Below are 10761 nucleotides of genomic sequence, written 5' to 3'. Positions count from 1 at the left end.
CGATCACGGGTGGGTCAATTTTGTTGACCGCTGGTGGGTCACTTCTGATGGCCATTGACAAAAGTGCACGCAAACTGCGTATGATTTGATGGTGTCACTACGAGGACATGACCATGGGCCGCAACATCTTTGACGAGCTCATCGAGGGCTTCGATGCACTGGCAGATAAGCGCCAAGGCAAGCGCACGCTGCGCTCCCACTCCGTCAAGCTGGAGGAGGTTCCCGACGTCACAGCCAGGGAGCTCATCAAGCTACGGGAGCGGCTCAATATGTCCCGCCCGGTATTCGCCATGTATCTCCGCACCAACCCCAGGACGCTGGAGAACTGGGAGCAGGGCCGCGCCAAGCCCAACGCCCAGGCCAAGACTCTGATCCGGCTGGTTCAGAAATACCCGGAAACCATCGAGCATCTCGCATCCCTCAGCTGACCCCAGTGGAGCTTCCCCCATACTGGGTCTATGCTAGAGATCTGATGTATCCAGGAAGGGAAGCCCATGGCCCTGAAATCACTTCTGGCCCGAGCCGTCGCAGCTGGCAAGCAGGCACATCGCCAGGATCAGCAGGACGGCTGGTCTGATGGCTGGCACACCCGGGCGAGTACCACGGAGGCGCTGCGCGTACTGCGCGACTCCACCGCAGATGCGGCCAAGTCCACCGCACAGACCGCAACCACCCAGGAAGGATGGCGGCGGATTTCTCGTGGCGCGAGGAAGGTAGCCGGGGGTGCGGCCATGGTGGCCGGTGGCGTGGCCCAAGGGGTGCTGCAGGCTGCGGATTCTGAAGAGAAAGAAGATCAAGTAGAAAGACAGAACGGCTGGAGGGACGGCCATGCTGGGTACGGGTATTACTACGGTGGCTGGCGTATGGATGATGAAGTGTAGAGCCATCACATGATGGCTCTGCAAGGATTCATCGGCCAAGGTACCGCTACAGCTTCCCTCCCGAGGCGGTTGATTGTGCTTTACTACCCCCTGACCTGCCCGCTCCTTGAGCATCTTCAGAGCCCCGAGAAACACTCTGACCGATTGTGCTACCAATCCGCATCCCAGCCCAACTCAGCACTCCTACCCATAACGTCGGCAGCACCAGAAACATCATCCCCTCCACGAACTGCAGCACCATGCGGTCGTAGAGGTTATTGGCGGCGGAGAGCCAGCTGAGCTTGGCGGCGTCGCTGCGGTAGAGCAGATCCACCAGGTTCGAATTGATCCAGCGAGCGAGCTCCCACCAGAAGGTCAGGAACCACATTGCGAAGAGCCCGAAGGTGGCCATGCCGGCGACCTTCAAGTTGTAGCTGGAGATGACCATGACGAACGGCAGGCAGATGATGATGGCCATCACCAGGATGCCCTGCACCATCGGCAGCGCCTGCTTGAGCATGTCCATGCCGGCCTGGAAGGGCAGGATCGACAGGGTGCCGCCAATGGCGGAGCCGGCTGTGACGGTGGCATCCCAGAAGCTGCTGCCGCCATCCAGGCCGCGAAAGCCCACCACGGCCTGATCGAGGTTGCCGCTGGCCGCACCCGAGCGGGGGCTGACCAGGCGCCGGATCACGTAGTCCTCGGCCTCGCTGCTGGTGAAGACGCTGCGGAAGTCATCCCAGAATCCTGTGCTCACCTCGTCATGCAGCCGGGACCGCAGCCCTACGTTCTCCGCTGACCACCACTCCTGGCAGGAGGGATAGCCGGGCAGGCCGGGGCCAGTGTTGGGTCGGGAGACGTCACGGTCGGCATCGTAGGGGAAACCGGCGATGGGCCGTCCCGCGTAGAAGCTGTCGTAGTAGCCCGGCGTGGTCTGGAAGTAGTCGGAGCCGATCCAGTCCACGTCCATGGCACGTGTCGCCTCGATGGCACCACCCTCCTGCAGCAGCCGGTTTCGCGCCGGGCCAAAGCACTGGCGCTGAAACTCCCCTACTTCCTGTTGCAGCCCCGGATCTTCGATAGTGTGCAGATCCAGCTCCATGCGGATCGACTCGAAGTCCGTCGAGCAGGGGATCGCGTGGATCGCCGCCGCGGTGACCCCGTGGGATACCGCATGCACCCCCGCCCACCACAGCGGCATCCTGGCCTGCTGGCCACCGATGGAGTTCTCGGTCGCCCCGAACGCCCCCTCGGACCAGCCGCCGGAGGCGAACTGGCGGGTGCCGCACTCCAGCGACCGGCTCTCGTCGACATCGGCGGTGGCCAGCTGGACCTGCAGCAGCGGCAGGCAGGTGAAGGCGTAGGCCAGGATCATGGCATAGAGCCGGGTCTCGATGCGGTTGACCGTGAGGATGCCCTTGGTGCCCGCCTCGTCGCCCTCCTGCCGGGCCTTGAACCACTCGGAGAGCACCAGGGTAATGAACGGCACCGCGGCGATGCCGGTGCCGACCATGACGTTCCAGATGGCGTTGTTGATGATCCAGCCCAGCAGCGTCATGGCGTTGGCGAAGTAGTCGAACACCACCAGCGGCGCGGTAAGCAAGCCTCCCATCAGGCACCTCCCAGCTGGTTGATCAGGTTGGTGACTTCCAGCAGGACCAGGATGCCCAGGGCCATCAGCTCGAGCCGGCGGAGCTTGGCGAGTGCTTGCCGCCCGTCGTCATGATCTCGGCGCAGCCGCGCCACCGCCCGGGGGCGCACCTTGCGCCACCAGACTAGGGCCAGCGCGGCGTAGAGGCTCAGCCGCCAGGCCAGCAGCCACGGCCAGGCAGCTCGCCAGGCGTCATGGTGGGCCTCGAGCCCACCCAGCAGCCGCACGCTGATCACCAGAATGATCCCGCTGAGCAGGAACATGGCGATCAGCACCGCGATGGCGACCAGCAGCGATGGCCAGCGACCGGGGCTCACCCAGGAGAAAGCGCGTCGAGCCATCAGTCGCTACCCTCCTCGCCGGCAGGACGGCCACGACCATCCAGAGCCGCATCCGGCCGGAAGGTCTCGCCCTGTGACGCTCCCTGGCTGCGCCGAGCGGCTCGCTCCAGGGCGATGCCAGCGGCGCTGTTGCCCAACGCCTGGCGGATCTCCATCTCGGAGCGCAGCGACTCGATATCCCGATCCAGGGCTACTAGCTTGCGATCCAGTGCCGACATGCCCTGCTCGTTGTCGGCGATGCCCGGGTCGCTGCTGCCGGCCAGCAGCAGCCGGCGCGCCCACAGCGCCTTGGTCAGCGTCCTGGCCAGGGCCATCTCGCTGCTCAGGCGGTGGATCAGCAGCGAGGCCTCGGGGTCGCTGCGCAGCGACTCGATCACCCCGCGGGAGACGGTCAGGCCGTCGCCGGCGGAGACCTGGCGCAGGTTCTCCGGGGTCAGCGGCTCGCTGCCGTCGACCAGCCCCAGAAGCAGCCCATAGACCTCCTGCTGCTCACGCTCCAGCTCGCGCACCAGACCACTGCCGGCCTGAGTCTCGCTGCGCTCGCAGCCGTCGCAGGTGCGAATCGACTGCTCGCCGATCACCGTCTGAGTCCATTCGGCGGCCTCTTCCGGGCTCTGCCAGACCGTGCACATGCCGCCCAGACAGCTCCCTGACCCACTGCCTGACCCTGAGCCGCCGGAACCGCTTCCGCCGGAAGCCCCAGCCAGCCCACCGCCACCGATCCAGGTGCCATCGTTGGTGGCCACCGATCCCCAGCCGCCACCGCCTCCGGCGATGGGTGCCGTGCTGGTGGTATCGCTACGGCCGTGCAGCAGGTTGTAGCCGGCGCGTGCGGTGTCCTCGACCACACGAATCGGCTCCTGGCCGCTGCCTCCGCGACGCTGGCCGCCCACCCAGGTCACGCCCTGGTTGCCGCCAGACTGGTCGACCTGCTCCTGGGCCGCGACGACATCGGCGTTGGACTGGGCCGCGCTCTGCCAGCTCTCGGCCGCGGCCATCTGCTGCCACCCCTGCCCGGTGACCATGTCAGCCATGCGCTCGGACATCTGGCGGCAGGACATGGAAGCCCGGTCGAAGTCGACTCGCCCCTGCAGCACGCCGTTGCTCAAGAGGTCATAGAGCCCCGGGTTGGCACGCTGGATCACCATGGCGGGCAGCGAGGCCACTGCACTTTGAGCGTTCTGGACCACCGTCCCCATCAGGTTCTGGAAGCCGTTGGTGACGCCGTTGAGCTGGTTGGAGACCGTCGCGCCGATATCGAAGTTGCCGCAGGTGGCATTCATGTTCCAGCTGATGCCGAGTCCTCGGCTATTGGGGTTGTAGCCCCGACCGGCAGAGACGCTGAACGGTGAGGCGCCGCCGATCTGGTAGTAGAGCGCATCGGCCGACTGAGCCTGGGCCTGGGTAGCGAACAGCCCCATGATCAGGGCGCCGGCCAGCGGCGTGAGGGTGAACCGTCTCATGCGAGATCCTTTCATCGTCCTCCCTCCTTCAGGGGACTGCGTAGAGCAGGGTCTGCCCGCGGCGCTGGCAGCAGCGATAGGGGCGCCACAGCGACCAGGCATAGTCACCGCCAGCGTCCAGGCGGTCGGAGTAGGTTTCGGTCACGCCGCGGTCCGGCCACACCCGGCAGGATTTGCTCATGTTGGGCGTCAGGCGCTGCCAGCGATGGGTCGAGGCATCACCCTCCTTGACCGGCCCCGGCGGCCAGTAGCCGTCGCGGCTGGAGGCGACCAGCGGCGTGTAGACGTGGGGCTGCCCGGTGCGGGTGACGATATCGGCGGAGCGCTGGACAGTGGTTGCCGCCGTCTTGTAGTCATGCACCTGAGTCAGGAAGCCGCTGCGCGGGTAGATATTGCCCCACAGGTCACCGGGCTGGCCCAGCTCACGCATGCCGGGCGTCAGGGCCTCTGGGTAGAGCGACTCGGGAATCCCGCTGCGCCACGCCAGGGCATCCAGGGTCGAGAGGTGGTAGGGCTGGAAGGGCGTCGCTGCCCCAGCGCAGGTCATGCCGAAGGCGCTGGCGAAGCTGCTGAAGGCACCGCCGGCTGGGTGGCCGATGGCGTCCACGTTCTTGAAGCGCAGATGCTCGTGCCGAGCCCGGTTGGCATCGGACGTGCTCTGCCCACCGGCCAGCGCCTCTCCCAGAGGCGGCGACAGCGTCGCTACCTCCCACCAGGGGTTATCGCCGGTGTTCTCGTAGCTGGAGACCACGAGCTCTGGGATGAAGTGACGCACTTGGACTGAGGTGCGGATCGAGCAGCCCGACCAGGAGCAGTTGAGCCAGACACAGATACCGATGACCTGGTAGTCCAGGCACTGAGTGGAGAGCGACGAGGCGACAATCTGCGGCGTGGTCAGCGCCTGGGCGGGCTTCTCAATTACGCCCAGGCTCAGCACAGCGCCAATCAACAGAGCGCCCAAGGTCCTGGAGCGCATCATGGGTGGCTCTCCTGACTCAGCAGGCGATCGGCTTCGTTCAATGCCTGCTCGACGTCCGGCTGGCCGTAAATCACATGGCGACCATCGATTACCACGGCGGGGACTTTCTCGACACCGAGCTGCCAGGCTCGGGCCAGCCCGAGATAGCTATCGGCATAGCGGTCGACAGTTTCCTGCCACTCCGGCGTCGCCATGCGCTCGCGCATAAGGCCCTCAGCGACGTCAGGGTCTGTGGGCAGATCTTGCGACAGCGCAGCATCCAAACGCCCAGGCGCATCGAGCTCGATAACCGCCATGCCAGACGGCACATTGATGACCGGCTCTCCGGCGGTGGTGAAGACTTCGACGGTCGACTCAGCAAGTGCGGAGCCTGCCAGGCAGGCAGATAGCCCGAAAGCAGCCTGCCAGCCGCGTGGGTGGTGTCTCTCCATGCTTGCCACTCCAGTAGAACAAGGAACTGGCACAGCATTACCGAGCTCGCATGAAGCGGCATCAGGAAATGTTAATTCGGACGTGAGATGTTTTCTGGGGCAGCTATAAGAAGCACAGTGAACGGATCAGCTGACTCATGGCCGGAATCATCTTCGCTTACCTGACCAATAACATTGATTCAAACCAAAGCTGCCACCATAATACTCCTCAACACTCACCCACCACGAGGAAGCTCATGTCCATTCTCAACACCTACATGCAGAAAGAACAGCAGCTCAAGCAGCTCCAGGAAGAGCTCGAAAAGCTAAAGAACGATGACCGCCTCAAGGCCGAGCTGGACTTCAAGAACCACCTCGAGACTCTGATGCGCGAATTCGACAAGTCTGCCGCCGACGTAATCAAGCTGCTGGACCCGACACCGACCGCCGACAAGACCTCCAGCAGCACCAAGAGCACCGGCCGCGCCAAGCGCAAGCTGAAGATCTACAAGAACCCGAACACCGGCGAAGTCGTCGAAACCCGCGGTGGCAACCAGAAGACGCTGAAGGCGTGGAAGGATGAGTATGGCGCAGAGACCGTGGAAGAGTGGCTGGTCAGGACTGAAGCCTGAACACAAGGTAGGATGAATCCAGCGCAGCCTTGCTGCGCTGGATCATAGCATAGGAGAGAAGGAAGTATTAACTGAATGGCCGGTTTCGGCCAAGAGCTGACTTTCAGTATAAGCTGATATAACGTCATAAGCACTGGAGCCGAAGGCACAAGAATGCCATTTCTTGTTAAATGGATAACTCCCGATCAACAAAATCGCGAATTTCCTTTCTAAAGTCATGCCTGCCACTTGCAAGGCTTATCCCTCTACCCACGATGCTGGCAGGATACCCCCGATATTTAGCTCTTATTTCCTTGCAGAAATCTACCCCAAACCCAGAGGATTTCTTGCCAATGGCGCATTCAATGACTTCCCGATTGGCGCCTAGGACTATATCTGCAAACTGAAGCAAAGTGGAATGGTGCATATTGACATAAGCTGCACAGTCGTCGAATCCAAGGGCATTTAGGGGGCCTGCGTGATAAACAACATGCCTCTCGCCTGTTTTTCCTTCGTTATAAGCAGCTCTGTATTCCAGGTCAAATGGTTTAGAATCACCTCGGTCCGGCCAATCGAGAATCACTTGAGCATAGTTTGGTCGCTCATCCTGGACATGTAATGCGAATCGCATAAGCCCATTACTAAATGCGTAACGCACTAGGTTCGGCTTGCAACCAGTGAGAGTTTTTTTCACGACGCTATGGCCCTCAATTACTGAAACGACTATTCGGTAATCGAATGCTAAAGATTCTCTGTCGATTTCTGATCTCCAGGCCTTTGAAGTCTTAAGCAGGCTCTCATAAAGAGTATCTAATCCCTGCTTTTTATATAGCGCTCGAAGATCCTTAAAGTTCCATTTCACAGGAGCACGGGAGTGACCATACTTGGCCTTAACATTTTCAATAACTTGTCGCAAACTGGCTTCATCATTTTGGTTTACCACAATACCACCAAACATAAGAATGTCTGGGATAGTAGACCCCCGAACACCATTCAACTCCGAGTTATCAGCATACCAACGCATAATTATCCATATAATAGTGTATTATCGTGCCGGCAGTATTTGCTGAAAAATCCGCGGTGGGGCGTCAACTGCCGCAGATGCCCCATCAGCATAGTCTGAAGTACTCGATTCGGCCAGAAGCAGACGTATAGTCATTGCTAATATGGTGCAAGCCATAAGCCGCACGCGTTCGCACGTCTGCTGCATGGCCTTGTTGGAGCAACACTCATCATAGTAGCCCTACCATAATGAGCTTGTATCAGCCGCAAAAGGTTTCTCTTTTGGTTCTATGGCGCCCGGGCCGCCGATAGGACTGGAGTGGATCGTAATTATCTTACATCGATAACTCATGATTACTCCTTGCTTGGCCGATACGAATAGGAGTGACAGACTTCGCTATGGTGTATAAACCTCACCAATGAATTGCTTGGTAAATTCCCTGTCAGGAATCGAAAGCGATATATGCTGCGGATCGTCATCATTGCGAAAGGGGAAGAATTCTCCGGTTTCTGCTTTGAAACCTGGTTTGTCCATCGGACAAAACAGTGCAATTCGAAACTCACTCTCATGAGCAAATCGTTCATGCTTATGGAACACGAGATCGACTGGATCTGTAGTTATCGGCCAACCACCGTCTCTATAATACGTGACGCTCCTAGCCATAACCTTAACTCCTTTTAGATTCTTATGCTGTTTGAAAAACTCTATCAAGCATTCAACTAAAGCATCAGCCTTAACCTCAACACAAACATCAGCTTTGAACTTTTCATATAGCTCTGAACTGTCTTTACGATGACTGAGGCAAAGGCAATAGCAATATTGCGTTGGAACCTCTATCACAGGATCCTGGGTCATTACTTCAGATGGTATAGGAATGTTGTTAATGTGTATGCTGCTTAAATTCTTGTCGACTACAAAGGTTTTATACATTTCATAATCACGCATATTGCCATTCTCCATGCTGGCATAATATGCTAGTTCACTGAACCTAAATCCTACATCCCCTTCTATTAGCCTCCTCAGAATAGCATTCTTTCCATACAAATATTTTTCCATGCACCTTCACCCTCTCGAAAGACAATATTAATAAGCCAACATGCCGCCAAGATTTAACTCCACGCGCCGGTTCCATCTATCCAAGGTCATGTAGAAGTCAGCGACGGCTATGTCAATCATCGCTATCGGCCAGGAGCGGCTAATCGGAGAATCCTCATGTAACGCCCGCATTTGCGGCTGGTTTGGAGCGCAGCGGAAAACCAGTCCGGCAAGATGCCGCTTGTTATGTGTATATTGCTTTGTTGTACAGATTTGCTTTCGGCCAGGAGCCGCCGTCCATGAGGCCTAGGTAAATGGCCGCTTTGCTGCTTGCATCGCAACTCAAAAGTCAGTCTAGCTCTCCACCCCAAATGCAGAATTGATCTTCTTGAACAAATGTTCGGCATTGTCGGCGGTGCCTGTTGGTAGGTCACTGATCGACGTCCAGCTGTCGAATTCCTTCAGCATCTCCACGAGTACATTCTTCTTCTTGAGCTCTTGTCCCTGGCGCTGCTTCATGGCGATCTCGACGCGCTTGGCAATCAGGGTCGAGCCATCTTCGGGAAGGTCTTCCAGCCTGAGCGCCAGGCCGTAAGCGCGGTTCACGCACTCGAGAAACCATTCGCTCGGAAACAGGTCTTCGATCGCGACGTCGGTTTTCTTCACGCCGGCTGCTTTGTCAAGCATCAACACCCGAAACTCGTGGCCAGTCTGATCGGCGTAGTCTTTCAGATTCATATCTTTGATCTTCTTGTGTGCCTGGTGGCCAGCTTCATCGGCGTCGAGCAACACTCCGGCATCCCACAGTTGGCCGATCGCGAACGCCGCATACATCGGAGCTTTAGTTGAAGTCTGCGCGGGCCACATATATATATGATCGGACATTCCAACTCTGTCGCTTTTGGTCAGCAACCCCGATAGTTTGCTCAAGATCAGCGCATCGGTTCCTCCCTCGACAATCAGAACCTTACGGTTACCAAGCATACCTGAAAGGTCGGGGGTGAGACCGAGAGCACTTTCGATAACCGCCATTGGAGCCGACTGACTGCTCACTACGCCATGCGTAACCCGCAGATGGTGGCCGCTGTCGGTTTCGATGATGCGCACCCGCTCTGGATTCGCTTGGTCGACCATCGAAGACAGGTGGGTGGTATACATCACCGTGTTGGTTTCTGATAGGTCTTCAAACACACCCAAAAGGTCGCGTTGGCCGCTGTAGTGAAGGTGGATGCCTGGCTCTTCCAGTAAGAGCGTGCAATTCTCAAAGTCACCCTCGGAGGCATGCGTGAACTTCCACGCGAAAGAGACGTACCAACGAAACCCTGTTGAGCGCCGATTCAGGCGAACCGGAAAGCCGATCGCCTCATCCTCAGCGAAGATGTTGAGTGTTGGGCCATCTACATCGATATCGAATTTGACCTTCTTCTGCTTCCACAATTTCTGAAATTGTTGAGTTAGGTAGGCAGACGCCGCACGCTTATCGAACTGGCGCAGTGTCCGACCCTCGGCGCTGCTACCTTTCTCAACGAAGTCATCGAGATCGATCTCCGCAAGATCGAGCACAATCAGGATCGTCTGATCGTCGGTTGAGAGTTCATGGCGCTTGCTGCCCGCCGTGTCTAAACGGTTCTTTAGCTCGTTCAGCTCAACCTGCGCCCCGGAGAATTCGTAGTCCTGAATGAGCACAAAGCGCGGAACGTGTTCACTGGCCCATTCCGATACTTTGTCTTTGGAAAGGCCCAAATCTGCGGCTGCAATCGCGTTGCCCTCTCTGTCGTGCAAGCCGAAACCGGTAAGATATCCATAGCTGCGACGAGCAAATAGACGAAGCCCATCTGGTGGCGTGGCGATCTCGGGCTCAAGCTCACTGCCGTCTTCATCGGTTTGTACTTCCGTCGCAAACTCAAACAAGGATTCGGCTTCACCTTCATCAAACTCAAAGTAGGCTTGGGATACCGTCTTTCCATTGGCATTCTTTTTGCCCTTCCAGTCGTCAACCGGCCAGTCCTCGTCTGGGTTGTACTGGGTCTCAACGAAGGAGTGCAGACAATACAGCGCCTCAAAAATGTTACTTTTACCCGCTTCGTTCTGTCCGACGAACGCCGTGACGTCGGTTGTCTTGATCCATCCGGAATCAATGATGTTCCGATAATTCGAGACACAAAATTCCTCTAACCTCATAAGCCTTCTCCAATTTCAACAACTAGCTTCAATATATATGCAATAAGGCCAATGTGCGAGTCAGAAACTATCTGTGAAAGCCGCCATTAGAACTTCGTGTAGTATTCGGCACTTATGGGTCGTCAACTGCCTCAGCCATCACATCAGTATTGACTAAAATTCCTCACTCGGCCAGGAGCGGAAGTTCAGAAAGACCTGATATAGCGCGGAGCGCACCGGTGGGGTTG

The 10761-nt window shown here is 58.0% G+C and carries 11 protein-coding genes; 3 read left to right on the top strand and 8 right to left on the bottom strand.

Annotated elements, in window-relative coordinates; all coding sequences use genetic code 11:
* The first annotated feature begins 113 nt into the window (after window positions 1–113).
* Complete coding sequence (locus FEF15_RS18610) at window positions 114–428, top strand: transcriptional regulator (protein ID WP_163560873.1); 315 nt, start codon at window positions 114–116, stop codon at window positions 426–428.
* Window positions 429–494: 66 nt separating this feature from the next.
* Window positions 495–881 carry a hypothetical protein gene (locus tag FEF15_RS18605; protein ID WP_163560871.1) on the top strand — a complete coding sequence of 129 codons (387 nt, stop codon included), beginning with the start codon at window positions 495–497 and terminating at the stop codon, window positions 879–881.
* A 46-nt stretch (window positions 882–927) separates the two neighbouring features.
* Here the strand turns inward: FEF15_RS18605 and FEF15_RS18600 are convergent, their stop codons facing one another.
* From FEF15_RS18600 to FEF15_RS18580, 5 genes are read right to left on the bottom strand one after another with little or no spacing between them, the layout of a single operon-like run.
* Complete coding sequence (locus FEF15_RS18600) at window positions 928–2472, bottom strand: conjugal transfer protein TraG N-terminal domain-containing protein (protein WP_163560869.1); 1545 nt, start codon at window positions 2470–2472, stop codon at window positions 928–930.
* On the bottom strand, window positions 2472–2852 hold the full coding sequence (locus tag FEF15_RS18595) for a hypothetical protein (protein ID WP_163560867.1): 381 nt from the start codon (window positions 2850–2852) through the stop codon (window positions 2472–2474). The genes FEF15_RS18600 and FEF15_RS18595 overlap by 1 nt, the downstream gene beginning before the upstream one ends.
* Entirely contained in the window at window positions 2852–4315 is a 1464-nt protein-coding gene (locus FEF15_RS18590) for an integrating conjugative element protein (RefSeq protein ID WP_240454241.1), read from the bottom strand. Before FEF15_RS18590 ends, FEF15_RS18595 begins: the two co-directional genes overlap by 1 nt.
* 28 nt (window positions 4316–4343) lie before the next feature.
* Window positions 4344–5294, bottom strand: a complete 951-nt coding sequence (locus tag FEF15_RS18585; protein ID WP_163560865.1) for a TIGR03756 family integrating conjugative element protein — start codon at window positions 5292–5294, stop codon at window positions 4344–4346.
* A complete protein-coding gene (locus tag FEF15_RS18580) occupies window positions 5291–5725 on the bottom strand; it encodes a TIGR03757 family integrating conjugative element protein (protein WP_163560863.1) in 435 nt (144 codons plus the stop codon). Before FEF15_RS18580 ends, FEF15_RS18585 begins: the two co-directional genes overlap by 4 nt.
* Window positions 5726–5961: 236 nt before the next feature.
* Here FEF15_RS18580 and FEF15_RS18575 point away from each other — a divergent pair, with 236 nt between their 5' ends.
* Window positions 5962–6336, top strand: coding sequence for a histone-like nucleoid-structuring protein, MvaT/MvaU family (locus tag FEF15_RS18575; protein WP_163560861.1), 375 nt, complete (start codon window positions 5962–5964; stop codon window positions 6334–6336).
* A gap of 166 nt (window positions 6337–6502) precedes the next feature.
* On the opposite strand, the gene FEF15_RS18570 is transcribed toward FEF15_RS18575, so the two are convergent.
* From FEF15_RS18570 to FEF15_RS18560, 3 genes are all read right to left on the bottom strand, one after another.
* Window positions 6503–7339, bottom strand: a complete 837-nt coding sequence (locus tag FEF15_RS18570) for a DUF3800 domain-containing protein (RefSeq protein WP_205598591.1) — start codon at window positions 7337–7339, stop codon at window positions 6503–6505.
* A gap of 375 nt (window positions 7340–7714) precedes the next feature.
* Window positions 7715–8374 carry a hypothetical protein gene (locus tag FEF15_RS18565; protein WP_163560858.1) on the bottom strand — a complete coding sequence of 220 codons (660 nt, stop codon included), beginning with the start codon at window positions 8372–8374 and terminating at the stop codon, window positions 7715–7717.
* A gap of 333 nt (window positions 8375–8707) precedes the next feature.
* Window positions 8708–10534, bottom strand: a complete 1827-nt coding sequence (locus FEF15_RS18560) for an AAA family ATPase (protein ID WP_163560856.1) — start codon at window positions 10532–10534, stop codon at window positions 8708–8710.
* Window positions 10535–10761 lie beyond the last annotated feature (227 nt).

This window comes from Halomonas sp. NO4 (assembly GCF_010994375.1).
In the GTDB taxonomy this organism is placed as follows: domain Bacteria; phylum Pseudomonadota; class Gammaproteobacteria; order Pseudomonadales; family Halomonadaceae; genus Halomonas.
Note: the sequence above shows the minus strand (reverse complement) of the source record. Positions and strands in the feature narration are given on the sequence as shown.

What these genes read in the sequence shown, in the direction of transcription:
- FEF15_RS18600 (WP_163560869.1), bottom strand. Translation starts at nt 2,472, where the DNA reads ATGGGAGGCTTGCTTACCGCGCCGCTGGTGGTGTTCGACTACTTCGCC.
- FEF15_RS18565 (WP_163560858.1), bottom strand. Translation starts at nt 8,374, where the DNA reads ATGGAAAAATATTTGTATGGAAAGAATGCTATTCTGAGGAGGCTAATA.
- FEF15_RS18570 (WP_205598591.1), bottom strand. Translation starts at nt 7,339, where the DNA reads ATGCGTTGGTATGCTGATAACTCGGAGTTGAATGGTGTTCGGGGGTCT.
- FEF15_RS18610 (WP_163560873.1), top strand. Translation starts at nt 114, where the DNA reads ATGGGCCGCAACATCTTTGACGAGCTCATCGAGGGCTTCGATGCACTG.
- FEF15_RS18585 (WP_163560865.1), bottom strand. Translation starts at nt 5,294, where the DNA reads ATGATGCGCTCCAGGACCTTGGGCGCTCTGTTGATTGGCGCTGTGCTG.
- FEF15_RS18580 (WP_163560863.1), bottom strand. Translation starts at nt 5,725, where the DNA reads ATGGAGAGACACCACCCACGCGGCTGGCAGGCTGCTTTCGGGCTATCT.
- FEF15_RS18560 (WP_163560856.1), bottom strand. Translation starts at nt 10,534, where the DNA reads ATGAGGTTAGAGGAATTTTGTGTCTCGAATTATCGGAACATCATTGAT.
- FEF15_RS18605 (WP_163560871.1), top strand. Translation starts at nt 495, where the DNA reads ATGGCCCTGAAATCACTTCTGGCCCGAGCCGTCGCAGCTGGCAAGCAG.
- FEF15_RS18595 (WP_163560867.1), bottom strand. Translation starts at nt 2,852, where the DNA reads ATGGCTCGACGCGCTTTCTCCTGGGTGAGCCCCGGTCGCTGGCCATCG.
- FEF15_RS18590 (WP_240454241.1), bottom strand. Translation starts at nt 4,315, where the DNA reads ATGAGACGGTTCACCCTCACGCCGCTGGCCGGCGCCCTGATCATGGGG.
- FEF15_RS18575 (WP_163560861.1), top strand. Translation starts at nt 5,962, where the DNA reads ATGTCCATTCTCAACACCTACATGCAGAAAGAACAGCAGCTCAAGCAG.